The following is a 19,885-nucleotide window of genomic DNA, read 5'->3' as shown; positions in this document are numbered from 1 at the left end:
ACGGCGGCCTCGGCCCGGCGCTGCGCGCGCTCGCCCGCCGCGCGCCGATCCCGGTCCACCTCGACATGCGCGCCGACGCCGGGCAGCCCGAACACATCAAGACCAGCACGTACTACATCGTCGCCGAGGCGCTGACGAACGCGGCCAAGCACGCCCACGCGTCCGCCGCCACGGTCACCGTCGAAACCGACACCACCGACGCCGTCCTGCGCGTCGCCGTCCGCGACGACGGCATCGGCGGCGCCGACTTCACCCGCGGCACCGGCCTGGTTGGCCTCAAGGACCGGGCCGAGGCCCTCGGCGGCCGAATCGTTCTGCACAGCCCCCACGGGGGCGGGACCTGCCTTCGCGTCGAGCTTCCGCTCACCGCCGCGGACGGCGACGACCCATCCCCCGGTGCCCGGACACACTCTCCCAGGTCGCTGCGCGCATAAACCGGTGGTGCCCCCGGTGGGATTCGAACCCACACTGTCGGAGGTTTGAGCTCCGTTCCTCTGCCGTTGGGATACGGGGACGCGGCAGTGACACCCAAGATATAAACACATCACGTCGGCCGGCTGAGGCGGTGGGTCAGCGCGGTGTGTCGCCGGCCGGTGCCGGCGGTGCGCACGGCGATGGCCAGGGCCTTGCGGCTGCCGGCCAGCACGACGAGCCGCTTGGCGCGGGTGACCGCGGTGTACAGCAGGTTGCGCTGCAGCAGCGTGTACGCGCTCATCGACACCGGGATCACCACGGCGGGGTACTCGCTGCCCTGCGAGCGGTGCACGGTGATGGCGTAGGCGTGCTGCAGCTCGTCGAGCTCGTCGAAGTCGTACTCGATGTCCTCGTCCTCGTCGGTGCGCACGGTCAGCTGCCGGTCGGTCGGGGACAGCGCGGTGACGACGCCGACGGTGCCGTTGAACACGCCGGCGGCGCCCTTCTCGTAGTTGTTGCGGATCTGGATGACCTTGTCGCCGGGGCGGAACACCCGGGCGCCCTGGCGGCGCTCCGGCGCACCCTCCCGGTGCGGGGCGAGGGCCTGCTGCAGCAGCGTGTTGAGGTTGCCGGCGCCGGCCGGTCCGCGGTGCATCGGGGTGAGCACCTGGATGTCGCGGGGCTGGATGCCGAAGCGCCGCGGTACGCGCCGGGCCACGATGTCGACCACCGTCCCGGCGGTGGCCTCGGCCTCCTCGACGGGGAACAGGAAGAAGTCGGGGTGCTCGCCGAACACGGGCGCCTGCCCGGCGTTGATGCGGTGGGCGTTGACGACGACGCCGGACTTGGCGGCCTGCCGGAAGACCTTCGTCAGCCGTACCCGGGGCACGCTGCCGGCGCCGAGGATGTCGCGCAGCACCTCGCCGGCGCCCACCGACGGCAACTGGTCGACGTCGCCGACGAGCAGCAGGTGTGCGCCGTCCGGGATCGCCTTGACGAGCTTGTTGGCCAGGATCAGGTCGAGCATGCTCGACTCGTCGACGACCACGAGGTCGGCGTCGAGCGGGTTGTCGCGGTCGTAGGAGGGGTCGCCGCCGGGGCGCAGCTGCAGGAGCCGGTGCACGGTCGTGGCCGGGTGGCCGGACAGCTCGCTGAGCCGCTTGGCGGCGCGCCCGGTCGGGGCGGCCAGCACGATCTTCGCCTTCTTCGCCGCGGCGAGGGTGATGACGGACTTGACGGTGAACGACTTGCCGCAGCCGGGGCCGCCGGTCAGCACCGCCACCTTCGCGGTCAGCGCCAGGCGTACCGCCTGCTCCTGCTCCTCGGCGAGGTCGGTCCCGGTGCCGGCGCGCAGCCAGGCGAGGGCCTTGTCCCAGTCGACGGCGGCGAAGGCGGGCATCCGGTCGGCGCGCGTGGACAGCAGCCGCAGCAGGCTCGTGGCGAGGGAGGACTCGGCGCGGTGGAACGGCACCAGGTAGACCGCCGGGATGGTGCCGCCGTCGTTGCTCGGGTTCGGCACCGCCTCGCGGACCACGCCGTCGGCGGCGGCGAGGTCGGCGAGGCAGGTACGCACCAGGTCGGGCGGGACGGCGAGGATCTGCGCGGCGTCGGTGATGAGGTTAGGCTCCGGCAGGTAGCAGTGACCGTTGTCGGCGGCCTCGGACAGCGTGTACTGGATCCCGGCCTGCACCCGCTGCGGGCTGTCGCTCGGGATGCCCACGGCCTGGGCGATCGTGTCGGCGGTACGGAAGCCGATGCCCCACACGTCGGAGGCGAGCCGATAGGGCTCGTTGCGCACCACCGAGATCGATGAGTCGCCGTACTGCTTGTAGATGCGCACGGCCAGCGACGTGGAGACGCCCACACCTTGCAGGAAGACCATCACCTCCTTGATGGCCTTCTGCTCCTCCCACGCCGCGCCGATCATCCCGGTGCGCTTCGGGCCGAGGCCGGGAACCTCGACCAGCCGGGCGGGCTCCTCCTCGATGACTCGCAGCGTCTCGACGCCGAAGTGCCCGACGATGCGGGCCGCCATCCGCGGGCCGATGCCCTTGATCAGGCCGGAACCGAGGTATCGTTCGATGCCCTGCACCGTGGCGGGCAGGACCGTCGTGAACGAGTGCACCTCGAACTGCCGGCCGTACTTCGGGTGCGACCCCCACCGCCCGACCAGCCGCAGGCTCTCCCCCGGCTGCACCCCCAGCAGCGACCCGACCACGGTGAGCAGGTCCTGGCCGGAGCGATCGGTCGCCACCCGGGCGATCGTGTAGCCGGTGTCCTCGCTGACGTAGGTGATGCGCTCCAGCACCGCGTCCAGCACGACCCCGGCGGACCGACCGGCGTCGGCGACCGGCGGCGACGTGGACACGCCCGACATCGTACAGACGTCGCAGGCCAGCACCGATCGGCCGCGCGCCGGTCGCGCGTGAGAGGGTCGACGGGACCCGTCCGCGCGGAAGGAGCACAAATGATCTTCATCACCGCCAAGTTTCGCGTCCTGCCCGAGCACGCCGACGCCTGGCCGTCGATCGCGGCCGGGTTCACCTCCGCCACCCGCGCCGAGCCGGGCTGCCTGTGGTTCGACTGGTCCCGCAGTCTTGCCGACCCCAACGAGTATGTCCTGGTCGAGGCGTTCCGCGACGGCGACGCCGGTGCCGCGCACGTCGGCTCCGAGCACTTCAAGGAGGCGCAGCGGACGCTGCCGCAGTACCTCGCCGAGACCCCGCGCATCGTCAACGCCACCGTCCCGCAGGACGACTGGTCCGAGCTCGGCGAGCTGGCCGTGCGCCGCTGAACGCACACCCGCGACAACGCGAAAGCCGGCCGGAACCCGTTCGGGTCCCGGCCGGCTTGTGGCATCTCGTCAGCTGATCGGCTTCCAGGGGCCGCCGGGGTCACCGGGCACCTGGTTGCGGCTGTACCACTTGGCCTCGTACACGTGGTTCTGGTACTTCACCCGGTCTCCGGCGTTGTACACCGTCGTCGGCGTCCAGGCCGCCGGGCCGCCGCCGGGTGACGGCGGCGCGATCTCCTCCCAGGCGCCGTTCGGGTCCCCGGGGGCCTGGTTGCGGGTCCACCAGCGGGCCTTGAACCTCTTGTCCTTGTAGACTGCGACGTCGCCGCTGTTGAAGATCCGCGACGCCGTCCACAGCGTGGCGCCGTCCTCGGTCATGGCGAGCTCCTGCCACGGACCGTTGGGGTCGCCCGGCTTCAGGTTCTGGGTCGTCCACGCCGCGACGTAGGGCCGGCCGTCGTGGCCGACCTTCTCGTTGGCCTTGTACTGCTTCGACGGGCTCCACGCCGGCGGCAGGTTCACGGTCACGGTGACGGTGGCCCGGGCCGGGTCGAACGCGTCGCTGCCGGTGTACGAGGCGGTCAGCGTGTGGCTGCCGCCCGCCAGTCCCGGCGGCAGCTTGAACGTGGCCGTGTTGCCCTCCAGGGCGACCGAGCCGCGCGTCTTGTCACCCTCGCGCAGCTCCACGGTGCCGGTGACCGACGCGCCGTCCGCGTCCACCTTGACCGTGACGGTCGCCGCCGTGCCCCAGTCGACGGTCGCGGCGCTCGCCGTGAGCGCCGGGGCGCCCTTGGCGGTGCGGAACACGGCCGGCTGGGCCACCGCCACGCCGCCGTCGGCGCTCTTCGCCGTGACGATCCAGGCGTACGACGTGGCGGGGGCGAGCCCGTTCCAGGTCACCTTGGGCGTGCCGTTCGCCTGCACCTGGTCGGTGCCGATGGTGCCCGACGGCACGAAGACGGCCAGCGAGTCGGTGGCGAAGGACGTCTTGCGGCTGGTCAGGTCGACCGGCAGCGTCAGGTTGTCCTCGGCGCCGTTGTACCGCGGCTTGGTCTGGCTGCCGTCCTGGCGGATGTCGTACTCGGTCGCCCCGAAGTTGTTCAGGAACGGCGAGTACGTGTCGATGTGCATCACGGCGCGCTTGACGTCGAACTGCATCAGGCGCAGGAAGCTCGCGCCGAACTGGAGCCGGTCGGTCGCCTTGTGGTCGGGCGTACCGTCGCCGTTGAGGTCGATGTTGCCGTTCGCGTCGACCAGCTTCGGCCACAGCTCGCCGGCCGACACCGTGTAGAACTGGTAGTCCGCCAGCAGCTCGACGACGTCGTGGGTCACGGTCACGCCGACCTTCGACTTCAGGTTGGTGCCGACGCCGTGCTCGTGGCCGGCGAGGACCAGGAAGACGTTCGGGTTGGTCTCGACGACCTGCTTGTACAGCGGCGAGCCGTCCGGCGCGGAGAAGTCCGCCCCGCGGCCGTCGGGGTTCGTCGACGGCTTGAGGTAGTCGTGCGAGAGCAGGATGCCGTTGCGGTCCTTGTACCGCTTGAAGACCGAGTCGGCCCACTTGGCCTCCTGCGGCGTGACGCCGTAGGACAGGCCGACCGCGACGAAGTCCAGGCCGCCGGCGGAGAACAGCACGTAGTTGTTCTGGTTGTCCTTGCCGGGCTTCACCGTGCCGTCGGCGTTGACCTGCTCGTCCCAGGCGTGATATTCGGTGCCGGCCGGCCACCCCTTCGCCACCTGGTAGTACCGGTCGGCGCTGAAGGTCCGGGCGAAGCGGGAGTTCGGCCCGGTCTCGGCGCCCAGCTGGTTGTCGTGGTTGCCGGCGATGACCTGGTTGACCACGCCGCTGTCGTCGAGGATCTTCTGGTAGCCCGAGGCGAGCGCGAGCTCCTTGTCGACCTGCTCGTTGAGGCCCGGGCGCTGCAGCGAGCCGTCCGGGTTCTTCGCCAGCGGGTCGTAGTAGTCGTTCTCGATGATGTCGCCGGTGTGCGCCGTGTAGGCGATCTTGCGGCCCGCCGCGTTGTCGGCGATCCACTGGGTGGTGTCCTTGTAGGCCGCCGCCCAGATCGCCTGCTCCTCGATGGTCTCGATGTCGGAGGGCTCCTGCTTGCCGTTCCAGTTGTCGTACGTGCCGCCGGCCGCGCCCTCGGTGAGGTACTGCGTGTCGGTGAAGTGCGCGAGCGCGAAGTCGTACGTGCTCGGGTCCTCGAAGCGGTCCTTGTCCCGCTGCGCCGTGGCGTCGCGCGGCGACAGGTCGTCGGCGAACGGGTCCTCGCCGGTGACCAGCACGTGCACGGTGCCGCCGTCGCGGTAGCCGTCGCCGAGCTGCGCGGCCAGCACGGTGCTGTGCTCGGCCTGGCCGCGGGAGCTGGTCAGCACGACCCACTGCTTCGCGGCCGGGTCCCACACGCGCAGCGCCACGACCCGCTCGGGGTCGATGGTGCCCTCCCAGCGCAGGGTCGGCGACGCGGCGGTGCCAACGTGCACGTCGTACCGCTGGAACACCACGTCGCGCCCGGACGGCGTGTCCACGCTGCGCCCGTCCAACGGACGCAGCGACCCGACGTCGACGCTGCCGTCGTGCGCCACGTCGAGCGTGGTCGGCACCGCGCTCGCCGTGCCCTGGTACCCGCCGGTGGGCAGCACGACGTCGGCCTTGGTGAACGTGGCCGTGAGTGGCACCCCGGCGGAGCCGGGCACCTTCGCCGACAGGTTGGCCGACGGCACGTTGGTGCCGGTGAGGGCCGCGGCGAGGTCGGCCGGCACGTCCGGGATGTTGGCGCTGGTGAAGTGGACCTGCCGGGTGGCCGTGTTGCCGAGGATGTCGGTCGCGGTCACGGCGATGGTGTGCGCGCCGGCCGGCAGGCCGCGGCCGATCGGGTCGCCCTGGGCCACGGCCTTGCCGTCGAGGGTGATCGCCGGCGTGCCCGCCACGCCCGACGCGTCCTTGATCTTGACGACGAGCGCCACCGTGGAGGTCAGGTTCTGCCCCTGCGCCGGGACGCTGCTCTCGATCTCGGGCGCGGTGTTGTCGACGGTGAACCGCCGGGTCGAGGCCTTGTCGCCCACGACGGCCTTGATGGTGTGCGCCCCGTCGCCGAGCGCGGTGGTGTCGACGTCGGCCCGCCGGCCGAGCCCAGCCGCGGGGGCGCCGCCTTCGGCGGTGACGTCGAACAGGATCGTCTTGTCCAGCGTGGCGTTGAAGCTGCTGCCGCAGGTGCCGTCGCCGATGTAGACGGTCACCGGCTGGCCGGCGGGGTAGCTCGCCGAGCCGATCGTCACCGTGGTCCGGGCGATGTCCCTGTTCAGCTGGGTCGCCTTCCCGCCCACCGGGGCGAGCTGGAAGTCGCGCAGCGTGAAGTCGTCGTAGTTGTCGCAGCCACCGGGTTTGGCGCTGCCGTGGTCGCTGCCGGCGACGAACTCGACGGTGTTGACGCCCGGCACGAGCCACTCGTTCGGGAAAGCGAGGTCGGCGGTCTCCTTCTCCCAGATGCCGAGGTCCAGCGGGATGCCGTTGATCAGCACCTTGTTGTCGAAGCCGGCGTCGGAGCCGTTGCCACCGACGAACACCCGCAGGTGCGCGTCGCCGGCGGCGCCGAGGGTCTCGATCGTCCGCGTGGTGGGCGCCCCGGCGATGTCGAAGTGGAACTCGGCCTCCTTGTTGGGGCCGCAGGTGCCGTCGCCCAGGGCGAGGGAGGCGGCGGTGGTCGCCGCCTTGGTCACGGTGGTGCCGGTGGTGGTGAGGATGTACGTCGTGCCCGCGGTCACCGCGCCGGCCGTGCCGATCGCGAGCAGCGTCGCGTCGCGGGTCAGCCGGAAGTCGTCATGGTTCGCGCAGGTCGCGCCGTTGAGCGTGCCGTTGTAGTCGCCGGTCTTGACCTGGATGACGTTGTCGCCGAGGTGCAGGAACCGGTTGGGGAACTTGATCGCCACGGTCTCCTGGCCGGCGACGCCGTAGTCGCCGCCGAGGCCCACGCGGTTGCCGTTGACGAGCAGGTAGTTGTGGTACTTCGCCTCGACCGAGTTGCCCGCCTCGACCGTGAGGCCCAGCGTCGCGGTGCCCGGGGCGAGCGTCTCGGCGTTCTCGGCCGGCCGGTCGTCGATCGCGAGGGACTCGACGGTGCCGGCACCACCGGCCGGCAGGGCGGCGATGACCGGCCGGCTGCCGCGGATGAGGGCGCCGTCGGCCGGGGTGATCTTCGGCGCGCCGGCGGGGGCGTTGTTGACGCCGACGGTGACCCGGGTCGTGGCGCCCGACTTCGTGGTCGCGGCGACCGTGTGCGTGCCGTTGGCCAGCGTCGTGGTGTCCAGGTCGATGCCGAGGCCGGCGGTGCTGCCAGGCGTGCCGGAGAGGACGAACGTCAGGTCCTGCTGCAGCAGGCGCGGCGAGCTGCCGCAGGTGCCGTCGCCGAAGGTGTAGCTGAAGTTGTTCTGCTCGCCGTCGATGACGACGCCGAGCAGGCTCAGGCTGATGCTGCTGAGCGCGAAGTCGTCGTAGTTGGGGCAGCGCAGGCCCTCGCCGAACGGCAGCTGTTCCACGCCGGCGGCGGCCGCGTTGGTGGTGTCGACCCAGTTCCAGCCGGCGCGCACGGTGACCGTGTTGACGCCGGGGTGCAGCCACTCGCCGCGGAGCTCCAGCGAGGCGGCGCGGCCACCGGGGATGTCGGGGAAGTGGACACGGTCGGCCTCGGCCGTGTGGTCGTTGACCGTGATGTAGTTGTGGTAGCGGGCCTCGGTACCGTTGCCGCCCATGTCGAAGGCGAACCGAGCGGTGCCCGCGGTCGGCTTGGCGTTCAGCGGGGCGCCGTCGACGGTGAGCGAGACGACCGAGTCGTTCTCGACCGCCGCCTCGGCGTCGACCCGGACCGTGCCCTCCAGCGTCTGGCCGTTGCTGAGATTGATGACCGGCGCGCCGGTGGAGCCGGGCGGGGCGTCCTGCGCGCCCGCCGTGTTCGGGCCGATCGCGGCGCTGGTCCCGCCGACCAGCGCGACGGCGAGCGCGGAGGCTAGCGCCCGCCGTAGTCGGTGCCTCATAACGCGGTGTCTCCTTAGCTGACGGTGACGAGGTGGATCGCGGAAACCGCGACGATGCCGGCGCCGAGCAGGGTGATGCCGGCGGCGGCGAGCAGGGGCGCGACGCGAGTGGCGAGGCGCAGTGCGGAGCGGGAACGGGCGCCCCGAACGACGATCGAGCTGCCGGCGACCGCGAGGACGCCGACGCCGAAGAGCACGACCGCCATGCCGGCACCGAACGTCAGCACGAGCAGCAGGGCGAAGCCGGCGCGACCGATGAACAGCCCGGTCGCCAGCACGAGGAAGGCCGCCGGAGACGGGGTGAGCCCGCCGGAGACGCCCAGCAGCAGCAGCCCGGGGCGCTTGGCGTCGTGGTGGTCATGGCTGTGGTCATGTTCGTGGCCATGGGCGTGGTCGTGGCTGTGGTGGTGGTCGTGGTCGTGGTCGTGGTGGTGGTCGTGACCGTGTCGGCGGCGGCGGATCAGCCACAGGCCGGTGCCCAGGACGAGCACCCCGGCGGCCAGCTGGAGCCAGGTGGTGAGGCGCTCCATCCGCACGAAGTCCGACAGCGACAGGAACGTCCACGCCACGCCGATCACCAGGACCGACAGCGTGTGCATCACGGCGACCGAGCCGCCGAGCCAGGCGGCGTCGCGGATCCGGCCCCGGGAGCCGACGAGGTACGCCGCGGCGAGGCTCTTGCCGTGCCCCGGCGCCAGCGCGTGGCCCGCGCCGGCGACGAACGCGAGCGCGAACGCCAGCGCCGGCACGCCCGGCGAGTGCAGGAGCTCCTGCAGGCGGTCCGCGGCCGTCATGCGCCGGCCCCCGAGGGGCGGCCGGGGTCCGGCGCGATCGCCACGGTCTGTGGATCGCCGAACGGGTTGGCCGGGGCGAGCGCGGCGAGCACGGTCGCGACACCGGCCACGAGGACCAGGGCGACCGCCGGAAGACGCCGCCGCCGGCGTCCGTGCTGAGCCAAGGACGACACTCCGGTTGTGCGGGAACGGTTGTGCGACCGGAAGTCTGCCGGGCGTTCGGAAAACGTGCAGGCGGCGCCCGGCCAGCAGCAGGCGTCGCGAACATGAACAGTTAGATGATCAAAGCAATCGACGCAGGGGGTTGCCCGGGTTTGCTCAGGTTGCCCGGGTATGCGCTGTCCCACCATGACATCGGCGGCGGCGGCTGTGCTTCCATGTCCACATGATCGAGCGATTCCATCCCGCCTCCTTCCCGCCCGTCGCCGTGCCGCTGTCACACGCCACGAAGGCTGGCGACTTCGTCTTCGTCTCCGGTCAAGTCGCCACGACCGCGGACGGCGGCGTGCTCCTGGGCGACTTCGAGGCCGAGGTGAACCTGGTCCTCGACAACGTCGAGGCGGTGCTGGCCGCGGCCGGCGCCCGCGTCGACCAGATCGTGAAAATCGGCGCGTTCCTGTCCAACGCGACGCTGTTCGCGCAGTTCAACGAGGTGTACGCGCGCCGCTTCGGCGCCGCCCCGCCGGCCCGCACGACGGTCGTCCTCGCGTTCGGGCGCGGCGACATCCGGGTCGAGGTGGAGGCGATCGCCTACGTCGGTCAGTGACGAGTCGCGCACAGACCGCCGCCAGCGGCCTCAGTCGAAGCCGCCGGCGTCCGGGCCCAGCAGGGGGAAGAAGCGGGCGACGACCGCGACCGGCCCGGCCCCGGCCGGGCTGCTACCGCGCCGCTCCTCGCGGTGGCGGTACCCGGCGATCAGCGCGCGCACGGCGTTGGCCAGCTCGGTCATCTCGCGCGGCGTGAGGTACACGACCTGGCTGAACGCGTCGTCGCGCCGCCACCGCACCGGTGCCTCGTCCCGCATCGCGAGCCAGCGCTGGTAGCTCTCGTCCTCCAGCCCCCGGGCCAGGGTGCCGAGGTCCGGGGTCGTGCCGGCGTCCGGCGCCGGGCCCTCCGATGTCGCCGCGTCGGCCGGCTCCGCCGCGCCCACCAGCCGCCACGGCTTCGAGCGGCCACTGCCGGGGGCCTCCTCCACGAGGCCGTACCGCGCCAGCTGCCGCAGGTGGAAGGAGTGCAGGCCGGACGAGCCGCCGAGCTCGCGCGCGGCCTCCGTCGACGTCACGGTGCCCCGAACACGCAGCAGCTCCATGAGGGCGACCCGGACGGGGTGGCTCAGCGCCGCGCCGGCGGCCTTCTGGTTGATCACCCTACAAAATATTGTTCTTTGCAAAGCACGACGCAAGGATTTGCGCACGCCAAGTCGGCCGAGGCCGCTACAGCAGCAGGCGGACGGGGCTGCGGCGCAGCCACAGGTCGAGGTTCAGCGCCTGCTCGATCGCGCGGCGGCCGGTGGCGAAGCCGTCGTACTCGTACGGGGCGGCGGCCAGCTCGGCGACCCGCTGCCGGTCCAGCAGCGCCACGACGGGCGAGTCGTCCTCGACCACCCGCACGAGGGCCTCGCGCAGCGCCCGCTCGTAGCGCGGGTCCTGGGTGGACGGGTACGGGCTCTTGGTGCGCGCGGCGACGGAGGCCGGCACGGCGTCGGCGGCGGCCGCCCGCAGCAGGCTCTTCTCTCGCCCGTCGAACGTCTTCATCGCCCACGGGGCGTTGTAGACGTACTCGACGAGCCGGTGGTCGCAGAACGGCACCCGCACCTCGAGCCCGTGGGCCATGCTCATCCGGTCCTTGCGATCCAGCAGGATCCGCACGAAGCGGGTCAGGTGCAGGTAGCAGATCTCGCGCATGCGCCGGTTGTGCGGGTCGGTGTCCTCGCCGTGGTCGACCTCCGCGATCGCGTCGCGGTAGGCGCCGGCCTGGTAGCCCTCCACGTCGAGCGACGCCACGAGGTCCTTGTCCAGCGCACCGCCCTTGACGTCGCCGATCATCAGCCAGGGGAAGGTCTCGGCCCGCACGATCTCCGGCTGGTGGAACCAGGGGTAGCCGCCGAAGACCTCGTCGGCCGCCTCGCCGGACAGCGCCACCGTCGAGTGCTCGCGCACGGCCCGGAAGAGCAGGTACAGCGACGTGTAGATGTCGCCGCCCACGGTGGGCAGGTCCGCGGCGTCGACCACGGCGGCGCGGCCGAGCGGGTCCATCAGCGTCGCCGCGTCCAGCACGATGTCCTCGTGGTCGGTCGAGACCTGCTTGACCACGTCGTGGACGTACGGCGTGTCCGGGGTGGCCCGCATCGCGTCCGGGCGGAAGTGCTCGGTCTGCCCGGCGAAGTCGACGGCGAACGAGCGCAGCGGCCCCTCGCCCCTCCCGGTCAGGGCCGCGTGGGCCAGTGCGGTGACCGTCGAGGAGTCCAGGCCGCCGGACAGCAGCGCGCACAGCGGCACGTCGGCGACGGTCTGCCGGGCCACGATGTCGTCGAGCAACTCGCGCACGGTGCGCACGGTGGTGGCGAGGTCGTCGCGGTGCTCGGCGTAGCCGGGCCGCCAGTAGAGCCGGCGGTGCACCCCGTCGCGGTCCACGCGCACGAGCTCGCCGGGCACGACCTCGTAGAGGTTGCGGTACACGCCGTGGCCGGGCGTCTTGACGAAGGCGAGCAGCTCCCGCAGCCCGTCGGCGTCGACGGCCGCCTCCGCGCCCGGGTGGGCGAAGATGGCCTTGGGCTCGGAAGCGAACAGCACCCGACCGCCGTCGCCGGTGTGGTAGTACAGCGGCTTCACCCCCATCCGGTCGCGCACCAGCACCAGCCGGTCGCGGCGCACGTCCCAGATGCCGAAGGCGTACATCCCGTTGAGCCGGTCCACGAAGTTTTCGCCCCACTGGACGTACGCGCGCAGGACGACCTCCGTGTCACTCTCGGTGCGGAAGTGGTGCCCGAGCGTACGCAGCTCCTGTCGCAGCTCGCGGTAGTTGTACAGCTCGCCGCTGTAGGTGATGGCGGCAAGCTCCGCGCCGTCGTGCTCGACGGTCATCGGCTGCCCGCCGGTGACGAGGTCGATGACGGCCAGCCGGCGGTGGCCGAACGCGACGTGCTCGCGCACCCACAGGCCCTCGGCGTCCGGCCCGCGCAGGGCCATCGTGCCGGCCATCGCCCGCACGGCGGCGCGCTCGAGACGCAGGTCGCGGTCGAAGTCGACCCAGCCGACGATGCCACACATGATCACGTACCTCCTCGACCAGCACGTTCCCCCAGGGAGCGCCGGTAACCGGGCTGCGACCGATGCGACACCGCCAACTCGCCCCACCCCGACGGTCACCCCGCCGCCGTCGAGCCGATCGAATTGAGGTTTGCGGATTGAGTTCGGAAGAGGAAAACTGCGCGACCCTCGCGCGGGCGCTGCGGCGCGAGTACGGCTTCGGCGACGCCGCCTGCGGGTTCGTCGACTTCTTCGCCACCCCGGCGCCCGAGCTGGAGGAGCAGGCGGTGCTGGCGATCCAGCAGGCGCTGGACGCCGGGAATGCCCTGTCGGCGGGGCTCGAGTACGGCCGCCTGCTGCAGGACTACGAGCTGATGTTCTGGAACACGCTGGCCGACGCGACGCTCTGAGCGGAGCCCCCTGCCGGGCGCTCTATCGGGCCAAGCGGCCGCAGTTCGCCGACCGCGCCCTGCTCGTGCAGCGCCAGAAAGGCGTCGACGGCGTCGGGGGCGAACTGGCCGCCCCGGCCACGCAGCAGTTCCTCGCGGGCCTGCTCCTCGCCGAGGGCTGCCTGGTAGGGGCGGTCGCAGCGCATCGCGGCCCACGAGTCGCACACGGCGATCAGCCGCGCCTCCGGCCGGATGCCGAGCCCGCGCAGGCCGTCCGGGTAGCCGCTGCCGTCGAAGCGCTCGTGGTGCTGGCGGATGACCTCGGCGACCGCGCCCAGCTCGGGCACGATCCGGCACATGCGGGCGCCGAACTGCGGGTGCCGGCGCAGCAGTGCCCAATCCTCGTCGGTGAGCGGCTCGGCCTTGACCAGGATCTCCCGCGGGATCACCACCTTGCCGACGTCGTGGAACCGGCCGGCCAGCCCGGCGCGCATGGTGACCGCCTCCGAGCAGTCCATGAACACGGCCATCGCGGTGGTCCAGCGGGCGATCGCGGCGCTGTGCTCGAGGCCGGACAGCCAGGCGTCGACCTCATCGGCGACGCGCTGGAGATAGTCCAGGTGCAGGACCGGGGCGACGGCCGGCGCCGTGTCCGATTCTTCGGATACCACCGCCTGAACCCCGTCTTCCGGGCCCGGCTCCGCACGGGGCTCGACGCGCGCACCGCCGACGACCACCCGGTCGCGGCCGAGGATCTTCGCGGTGTAGAGGGCGCGGTCGGCGACCGCCACCAGCTCGCGCTGCGAGGCGCTGTGGGCCGGAAAGCCGGCCGTACCGATGGAGACGGTGATCGTGACGCGGGTGTCGTGGTCGAGCGGGACCGGCTCGTCGCCGACACTGCGCCGCAGCCGCTGCGAGACCGCCTCCAGTTCCTCGGGGCGCAGGCCGGGCATGAGCACCGCGAACTCCTCGCCGCCGTAGCGCGCCAGCACGTCGCCGGGGCGCACGGCCCGCCGCAGCCGCCGGGCGATCTCGACGAGCGCGCGGTCGCCGGCCGGGTGGCCGTAACGGTCGTTGACCGACTTGAAGTGGTCGACGTCAGCGATGAACAGCGCCACCGGGCCGCGGCGCCGGCCGGCCCGCGCCACCTCGGCGGACAGCCGGCCCTCGATGAAGCGGCGGGTGAACAGGCCGGTGAGCGGGTCCGTGACCGCCAGGCGGCGCTGCTCGATCGCCACGCCCGCCATCCGGCCGAGGGTGAGCAGGAACAGCACCGCGCAGGCGACGGCGGCGGCCGGCACATCCGCGTTGATGCCGCGCGCGGACTGCACCAGCAGGGCGGCGGGGGCGAGCAGGGCGGCGCAGGCCAGCAGTAGGAAACGGACCGGCCTCGACTCGTCGCGCCCGCACGGCGCCGGGTCGGTGAGCCCGATCATGCCGCGGTGCAGCGTGGCGGCGCCGAGGGCGAGGTTGGCGGTGAGCCACATCGCGTCGAGGAAGTTGCCGGCCTCGTAGACGCCGTGCAACTGCTGGTAGCTGTAGACGGTGTCGGCGGCGGCGATGCCGAGCAGGTTGGCCAGCAGCAGCCCGAACGAGGCGGACCGGACGGCGACCCCGATCACCAGCCGCGCGGTGAGCGCCACCAGTGCCAGGTCCAGGACCGGGTAGGCGAGCTCCGCGTAGTGGGCGAGGGTGCTCCCGCCGCGTGCCGCCGTGGGGCCGATGAGGAACATCCAGGACAGCAGCGCGGCCGCGACGGCGGCGACGAGCCCGTCGATCTGCCCGACCACGCTGCGCGGCTCGCGGCGACGGATCAGCAGCAGCAGCGCGGCCAGTAGCGGCGGGTAGTGGCCCAGGTACAGCAGGTCGGCGAAGGACGGGAACCGCTCGGAGTGCAGGACGTAGTGCGAGACGTAGAAGACCGCGTCGGCGCTCGCGTAGACCAGCTGACTCAGGCCCAGCAGCAGCCAGGGCAGGCACACCGCGGGGCGGTTGCGGGCGATGCCCCACCAGACGGCCGCGGCGCCCGACAGGCTGATCGCGAGGTACACCGCGACCCGGGCGTAGCGCCAGGCGTCGCGCTCGGGCAGCAGGAAGTACCCGAGCATCGCGATGGTGCCGGCGAGCAGATATCCGAGCCACACCCGGTTGTCCCGGACGTCCGCTCTCGCGCTTGACATAGTCGCTCCTCGATGGCGCATCGATGACCCATCAGGTGCTCGGCGGGCGATTCCCGGCGACCGTGCAAGGTCAATTCGACGCCGGGGCCAAAGCCGTCCAACACCGTAGTGCACGGGGACCCGGAATGCATTCGGCCACACGCGCCACACCGGCCGTTCGTGAACGAAGCCCGCCGCGGCCTATTCGACGCCGGCGAGGATCAGCACGCCGATGCCGATCAGCACGACGGGCAGCGCGACGTTGCCCCAGCGGCCGAGCATCCGCGCGACCGCCGGACGGGTGGCGAGGTGCCGGCCGGCCGCGCACCAGACCGCCACCAGCGCCAGGAAGACGACGGCGTACACCGCGATCCGCACGCCCCCGGCGGTGGCGAGCACGGGCACGTACACGCCGATGTTGTCCCCGCCGTTGGCGAGGGTGACCGCGGCGACCTCGGCCGCGGCGGGCCCGCCCCGGCCCGCCCTCGGGTCGCCGTCGTCGCCGCGGGACCGCCACGCCCGCCAGGCCGCCCGCAGCCCGAGCAGGAGCGGGATCAGCCCCAGGTAGGGCAGGGCCCGCTCGGGCAGGAACGTCGCGCCGAACGCGCCGGCGGCGGACACCGCGAGGATCGCGGCGAAGCCGAGGTACTGCCCGAGGACAACCCGCCGGGTGGCCCCGGGGCGGCCGTCGCCGCGGGCGAAGTACAGCGCCAGGATGAGAAGATCGTCGACGTTGGTGACCACGAAGAGGCCGATCGCCTGCCCCAGCGCGCCCAGCACCACCGAAGATCCTCCCGCCGACGCGGGGAACCCTATCGCAGCTCAGGGCCGGGTCAGGCCGGTCCGAGCCAGTCCAAGCCGCCGTCGCCGACCGCCGCGGTGTGACGCAGGACAACGGCGATCACGGAATTAATCCTATGGGCGAAGTATGAAAACTGATAGCCTTCGAGCTATGAGCAACCGGCGATTCCTGCTGCAGCAGGCAGTCACGCGGGTCGTCAACCGCGCGGTCGGCCTGGCACACCGTCTGATCGGCTTCGGCGCCGCACCCGCGGACGGCCCGGCGGAGGCGGACGCGGAGCCGTTCTGCCGGACCGGCGCGCACGACGCCCCGATGTGGGCCGAGCTCGCGACGGAATTACAACTGCGCCGCATCGCCGTGCGCGCGGCGCGCTGAGTGGACCGCTCGCACCGGCTGATTCTGGTCGTCTGCCTCGGCGCCGGCTGGACCACCCTGCTCGACCAGTCCATCCTCAACGTCAACGTGCCGGCCATGCGCGCCTCGCTGCACGCGAGCGACGCCGCGCTGCAGTGGATCATGGCGGGCTACTCGCTCACGTTCGGCCTCGCCCTCGTGCCGGCCGGGCGGCTCGGCGACATGTACGGCCGGCGCGCGCTCTTCGCCGGCGGCATGGCGCTCTTCGGCGTCGGCGGGATCGTCGCCGCGTGCGCCGACCGCGACTGGCTGGTGGCGGCGGCGCGGCTGACCCAGGGCCTCGGCGCCGGGACCGTCAACCCGCAGATCATCGGGCTGTTCCAGGACGTCTTCCAGGGCCGGGACCGGGTGCGTGCGCTCGGCGCGTACGCCGTGGTCGGCGGCCTGTCCGGCTCGGTCGGCCCCCCGCTCGGCGGGCTGATCCTGCAACTGGCCGGCCCCGACCCCGGCTGGCGGCTCGTGCTGCTGGCCAACCTGCCGTTCGTGCTGCTCACCGTCCCGCTCGCGCTGCGCCTGCTACCCGCCGGCCGGCCGCGTGGGCACCGCACCGACCTCGACCTTCCGGGACTGCTCCTGCTCGGCGCCGCCACGCTGGGCCTGATCCTGCCGCTGGTGGGCACCTCGGGCGGCTGGCGCTGGGCGGGGCTCGCCGCCCTCGCCGCCGCCGGGTTCGTGGCCTGGGAGCGGCGCTACAACGCGACCGGCCGCACCGCGCTACTGCTGCCGGCGCTGACCCGCAACCGCGGATACGTGCTGGGCACCCTCGTGGCCATGTTCCATTTCGGCGCCACGCTGGCGCTCAACCTGGTGCTGTCGATATTCCTGCAGGACGGCCTCGGCTTCTCCGCGCCGGCCGCGGCCGCGATGGCGCTGCCCGGCGCCGTGGGCTTCGCCGCCGCCTCCATGGCCAGCGCGAGCATGGTCGCCCGCTACGGCCGGCGGGGCATCAGCGTCGCCCTCGCCGTCGCCGCGGCCTGCGTCGCGGCCGACGCCGCCGCGATCGCGCTACTCGGCGACCGCGGGCTCATCGCCGCGCTCGCCGTCGGGCAGCTCCTCATCGGCGTGACCGGTGGCCTGGTCAACGCGCCGAACCAGGCGCTGACCCTCGCCCACGCCCCGGCGGGCGCGAACGGGCTCAGCGCCGCGATCCTGCAGCTGTCGCAGCGGCTCTCGGCGAGCGTGAGCATCGCCGCGGTGACCGGGATCTTCCTCGGCGGAGCCGTGGCCGGGGGCGCCGGGTATCGCGGCGCGTTGCTGCACGGCGTCCTGCTCTGCCTGGCGCTGGTGGTGCTGGCGCTGCTGTTCGCCGTCGCCGACGGCGCCCGCCCGGGCCGGCACGGTGCCCGGGAACCGCACCCATTGGAGGTAGCACGGTCATGAACGGTCCGAAGCGAAGCGGAGGGGCCGGTCATCATCGGCTCAGCTCCCAGTCATGCCGCCGCCGGAGCGAAGCGGAGGTTTCGGCATGACCCTGCACGTCGCGCTCGAGCTCGACGGGGCGCCGGACCCCGCCGACATCGAGGCCCTTTCCCGCACCGCGCGGGCCGCCGAACAGGCCGGCTTCGCGCTCGTCACGCTCGCCGACGCGCCGCTGCCCGAGGGGCGGGTGCGCATCGAGGCCGGCGTCCGGGCGGCGTTCCTGGCCCGGCGTACCGAACGGATCGGGCTCGCGCCCGAACTGCACGCCACCCCGACCGAGCCCTTCCACCTCGCCACCCAGCTGGCCAGCCTCGACCACGCCTCCCTCGGCCGCGCGGCCTGGGTCATCGGCGCGGCGAACACCACCGAGGCCCTCGCCACCATCGGCCGGGCGCCGCTGGAGCCCGAGGCGCTGCGCCGGGAGACCGCCGACGTCATCGAGGTCGCCCGCCGGCTGTGGGACTCCTGGGAGGACGACGCGGTGATCCGCGACGTGGCCACCGGCCGGTTCCTCGACCGGCGGCGAGTGCACCACGTCGACTTCGAGGGCCCCACGTTCTCGATCGTCGGGCCGCTCATCACGCCCCGGCCGCCGCAGGGTCAGGTCGTCGTCCTGGGCGCCGCCAACCTCGGCGTGACGGACCGCCTCGACGTGGCGCTGGTCGGCGGCGACGGGCCGGACGCGGTACGGCGACGGGCCGAGCTGGCCCGCGCCGAGGGTGCCCCGCTCGTCTTCGCCGAGGTCGAGTCCGCGCTGACCGGTGCGCCGGACGCCCGGCCGGCCACCGACCGGATCCGATACTCCGGCCCGCCCGAGGGCCTCGTCGCGCTGCTCACCGAGCTGTCCGGCGCCGTGGACGGGGTGCGGCTGCACCCCGCGCGGCTGGACGAGGAGCTGCCGATCCTCGCCGAACGGGTGCTGCCCGCCGTCGCGACGCGCGCCGCCGGCCCCACCCTGCGCGACACGCTCGGCCTGCCCCGCCCCGCCAACCGCTTCGCCGCCGTCTGACAACGGCGTCTGAGAAGGAGCCCATCGTGAGCGACCCCAAGCCCCGGCTGCACCTCGGCGTCTTCTTCACCGGCGTCGGCCCCAACCTGCTGTGGACCCGGCCCGACTTCGCCTCGCACACCCACATCGACACGTTCGTCCACGTGGCGCGGACCCTCGAGCGCGGCCTCTTCGACGCGTTCTTCCTCGGCGATGGGCTGCGCGTGCGGGAGAACCGCGGCCAGATCCACGACCTCGACGTGGCCGGGCGGCCGGACGCGATCACCCAGCTCGCCGCCGTCGCCGCGGCCACGGAGCGCATCGGGCTGGTGGTCACGCAGAACACGACGTACAACTTCCCGGCCGACCTCGCCCGGCGCCTGGCGAGCCTCGACCTCGTCTCCGGCGGCCGCGCCGGGTGGAATGTCGTCACCACCGACAACGCGTGGACGGGCGCCAACTTCCGGCACGGCGGCTGGCTGCCGCACGAGCGGCGCTACGAGCGCGCCGAGCAGTTCGTCGAGGCCGCGAAGGCGCTGTGGGCGACCGCCCCCGGCGAGGTCGTCGAGCGGCGGACCGACCTGGTCGACCTGCGCGCGGCGGCGACGGTGCCGGCGAGCCCGCAGGGCCGCCCGGTGCTGTTCCAAGCCGGCGACTCCCCCGGCGGGCGCGACCTGGCCGCCCGGCACGCCGACGTCGTGTTCTCCGCGAACACCGAGTACGACAAGGCCGTCGCCTACGCCGAGGACCTGCGCCGCCGACTGGCCGCCTACGGCCGCTCCCCCGACGCGGTGCGCATCCTGCCCGGGGCGTCGGTCGTGCTCGGCGACACCCCGGCCGAGGCCGAGGAGCGGGCCGCGTGGATCCGCCGCGAGCAGACCACGGGCCCGCGCGCCATCGCCTTCCTGGAGCAGTTCTGGGGCAAGGACCTGTCCGGCTACGACCCGGACGGCCCGCTGCCCGACATCGACCCGACCGACGAGGAGCTGGACCCGTCGCGCGGCACGCTCACGATCGAGCTGCGCACCGGCAAGCTCGAGCGGATCCGGCAGTGGCGCGCGCTGGCCGCCGAGCGCAACCTGTCGATCCGGGACCTGGTCATCGAGGTCTCGCCCGGGGCACACAGCACCTTCGTCGGCACGCCGGGGCAGATCGCCGACGAGTGGGCCCGCTACGTGCGCACGCGCGCCGTCGACGGGTTCAACCTGATACCCCAGCTGCTGCCCGGCACCGTGGAGGACGTCGTGGACCGGCTGGTGCCGCAGCTGCAGGAGCGCGGAGTGTACCGCACGCAGTACGAGGGCACCACCCTGCGCGAGCACCTCGACCTGCCGCCGCTCGACGCCCGCGGGTGATACCCCGCGCCCGCGCCCGTCCCCGTGCCGATGACCCCGCGGGTCATGACGGCGGGGCCGGGCGCGAGGCAGGCT

Annotated in this window: 16 protein-coding genes and 1 tRNA gene; 8 read left to right on the top strand and 9 right to left on the bottom strand. The window is 72.9% G+C overall.

The window, feature by feature from the left end:
• The coding region (locus ABT297_RS23560) for a sensor histidine kinase (RefSeq protein ID WP_350553216.1) at nucleotides 1-434 on the top strand (434 nt) is incomplete at its 5' end.
• A 5-nt stretch (nucleotides 435-439) separates the two neighbouring features.
• Here ABT297_RS23560 and ABT297_RS23555 read toward each other — a convergent pair.
• Both ABT297_RS23555 and recD2 read right to left on the bottom strand, forming a co-directional pair.
• A tRNA-Leu gene (locus tag ABT297_RS23555) sits at nucleotides 440-515 on the bottom strand.
• Nucleotides 516-544: 29 nt separating this feature from the next.
• Nucleotides 545-2,782 (bottom strand): SF1B family DNA helicase RecD2, encoded by a 2,238-nt coding sequence (gene recD2 / locus ABT297_RS23550; protein ID WP_350553214.1) that lies wholly within the window; start codon nucleotides 2,780-2,782, stop codon nucleotides 545-547.
• Nucleotides 2,783-2,881: 99 nt separating this feature from the next.
• Between recD2 and ABT297_RS23545 the strand changes: the two genes are divergently transcribed.
• Nucleotides 2,882-3,208, top strand: coding sequence for a putative quinol monooxygenase (locus ABT297_RS23545; protein WP_350553212.1), 327 nt, complete (start codon nucleotides 2,882-2,884; stop codon nucleotides 3,206-3,208).
• 69 nt (nucleotides 3,209-3,277) lie between these two features.
• On the opposite strand, the gene ABT297_RS23540 is transcribed toward ABT297_RS23545, so the two are convergent.
• Genes ABT297_RS23540 through ABT297_RS23530 form a run of 3 tightly spaced genes read right to left on the bottom strand, consistent with a single transcriptional unit; the run spans nucleotide 3,278 to nucleotide 9,200 of the window.
• The gene (locus ABT297_RS23540) at nucleotides 3,278-8,242 is read right to left on the bottom strand and encodes a carbohydrate-binding protein (RefSeq protein WP_350553210.1); all 4,965 of its coding nucleotides are present in this window, start codon (nucleotides 8,240-8,242) and stop codon (nucleotides 3,278-3,280) included.
• 14 nt (nucleotides 8,243-8,256) lie between these two features.
• The gene (locus ABT297_RS23535; RefSeq protein ID WP_350553208.1) at nucleotides 8,257-9,036 is read right to left on the bottom strand and encodes a HoxN/HupN/NixA family nickel/cobalt transporter; all 780 of its coding nucleotides are present in this window, start codon (nucleotides 9,034-9,036) and stop codon (nucleotides 8,257-8,259) included.
• Complete coding sequence (locus ABT297_RS23530) at nucleotides 9,033-9,200, bottom strand: hypothetical protein (protein WP_350553206.1); 168 nt, start codon at nucleotides 9,198-9,200, stop codon at nucleotides 9,033-9,035. Before ABT297_RS23530 ends, ABT297_RS23535 begins: the two co-directional genes overlap by 4 nt.
• A 221-nt stretch (nucleotides 9,201-9,421) precedes the next feature.
• On the opposite strand from ABT297_RS23530, the gene ABT297_RS23525 reads away from it, so the two are divergent.
• Nucleotides 9,422-9,802, top strand: coding sequence for a RidA family protein (locus ABT297_RS23525; protein WP_350553204.1), 381 nt, complete (start codon nucleotides 9,422-9,424; stop codon nucleotides 9,800-9,802).
• A 30-nt stretch (nucleotides 9,803-9,832) separates the two neighbouring features.
• Here the strand turns inward: ABT297_RS23525 and ABT297_RS23520 are convergent, their stop codons facing one another.
• Both ABT297_RS23520 and asnB read right to left on the bottom strand, forming a co-directional pair.
• The gene (locus ABT297_RS23520; RefSeq protein WP_350553202.1) at nucleotides 9,833-10,402 is read right to left on the bottom strand and encodes a winged helix-turn-helix domain-containing protein; all 570 of its coding nucleotides are present in this window, start codon (nucleotides 10,400-10,402) and stop codon (nucleotides 9,833-9,835) included.
• A gap of 67 nt (nucleotides 10,403-10,469) precedes the next feature.
• On the bottom strand, nucleotides 10,470-12,305 hold the full coding sequence (gene asnB, locus ABT297_RS23515; protein ID WP_350553199.1) for an asparagine synthase (glutamine-hydrolyzing): 1,836 nt from the start codon (nucleotides 12,303-12,305) through the stop codon (nucleotides 10,470-10,472).
• A 137-nt stretch (nucleotides 12,306-12,442) separates the two neighbouring features.
• Here asnB and ABT297_RS23510 point away from each other — a divergent pair, with 137 nt between their 5' ends.
• Nucleotides 12,443-12,694, top strand: coding sequence for a hypothetical protein (locus tag ABT297_RS23510; protein WP_350553197.1), 252 nt, complete (start codon nucleotides 12,443-12,445; stop codon nucleotides 12,692-12,694).
• Here the strand turns inward: ABT297_RS23510 and ABT297_RS23505 are convergent.
• Complete coding sequence (locus ABT297_RS23505; RefSeq protein ID WP_350553195.1) at nucleotides 12,649-14,853, bottom strand: diguanylate cyclase; 2,205 nt, start codon at nucleotides 14,851-14,853, stop codon at nucleotides 12,649-12,651. The genes ABT297_RS23510 and ABT297_RS23505 overlap by 46 nt on opposite strands.
• A 180-nt stretch (nucleotides 14,854-15,033) precedes the next feature.
• Entirely contained in the window at nucleotides 15,034-15,615 is a 582-nt protein-coding gene (locus ABT297_RS23500) for a cadmium resistance transporter (protein WP_350553193.1), read from the bottom strand.
• A gap of 169 nt (nucleotides 15,616-15,784) precedes the next feature.
• Between ABT297_RS23500 and ABT297_RS23495 the strand changes: the two genes are divergently transcribed.
• The 4 genes from ABT297_RS23495 to ABT297_RS23480 all read left to right on the top strand — a co-directional run bounded on the left by ABT297_RS23495 (nucleotide 15,785) and on the right by ABT297_RS23480 (nucleotide 19,810).
• Nucleotides 15,785-16,009 carry a hypothetical protein gene (locus tag ABT297_RS23495; protein ID WP_350553191.1) on the top strand — a complete coding sequence of 75 codons (225 nt, stop codon included), beginning with the start codon at nucleotides 15,785-15,787 and terminating at the stop codon, nucleotides 16,007-16,009.
• Nucleotides 16,010-17,428 carry an MFS transporter gene (locus ABT297_RS23490; protein WP_350553189.1) on the top strand — a complete coding sequence of 473 codons (1,419 nt, stop codon included), beginning with the start codon at nucleotides 16,010-16,012 and terminating at the stop codon, nucleotides 17,426-17,428.
• Between the two features lie 85 nt (nucleotides 17,429-17,513).
• On the top strand, nucleotides 17,514-18,476 hold the full coding sequence (locus ABT297_RS23485) for an LLM class flavin-dependent oxidoreductase (RefSeq protein WP_350553187.1): 963 nt from the start codon (nucleotides 17,514-17,516) through the stop codon (nucleotides 18,474-18,476).
• A gap of 26 nt (nucleotides 18,477-18,502) precedes the next feature.
• Entirely contained in the window at nucleotides 18,503-19,810 is a 1,308-nt protein-coding gene (locus ABT297_RS23480) for an LLM class flavin-dependent oxidoreductase (protein ID WP_350553185.1), read from the top strand.
• Nucleotides 19,811-19,885: the final 75 nt, after the last annotated feature.

This window comes from Dactylosporangium sp. NPDC000555, assembly GCF_040300025.1.
Classification (GTDB): Bacteria; Actinomycetota; Actinomycetes; order Mycobacteriales; family Micromonosporaceae; genus Dactylosporangium.
The sequence above is the reverse complement of the archived record's forward strand: the minus strand, read 5'-3'. Positions and strand labels throughout refer to the sequence as shown.

Bases quoted from the DNA above. Each gene is read 5' to 3' on its own strand.
- ABT297_RS23545 (WP_350553212.1), top strand. From the start codon at position 2,882: ATGATCTTCATCACCGCCAAGTTTCGCGTCCTGCCCGAGCACGCCGAC.
- ABT297_RS23540 (WP_350553210.1), bottom strand. From the start codon at position 8,242: ATGAGGCACCGACTACGGCGGGCGCTAGCCTCCGCGCTCGCCGTCGCG.
- ABT297_RS23535 (WP_350553208.1), bottom strand. From the start codon at position 9,036: ATGACGGCCGCGGACCGCCTGCAGGAGCTCCTGCACTCGCCGGGCGTG.
- ABT297_RS23525 (WP_350553204.1), top strand. From the start codon at position 9,422: ATGATCGAGCGATTCCATCCCGCCTCCTTCCCGCCCGTCGCCGTGCCG.
- asnB (WP_350553199.1), bottom strand. From the start codon at position 12,305: ATGTGTGGCATCGTCGGCTGGGTCGACTTCGACCGCGACCTGCGTCTC.
- ABT297_RS23505 (WP_350553195.1), bottom strand. From the start codon at position 14,853: ATGTCAAGCGCGAGAGCGGACGTCCGGGACAACCGGGTGTGGCTCGGA.
- ABT297_RS23495 (WP_350553191.1), top strand. From the start codon at position 15,785: ATGAGCAACCGGCGATTCCTGCTGCAGCAGGCAGTCACGCGGGTCGTC.
- ABT297_RS23485 (WP_350553187.1), top strand. From the start codon at position 17,514: ATGACCCTGCACGTCGCGCTCGAGCTCGACGGGGCGCCGGACCCCGCC.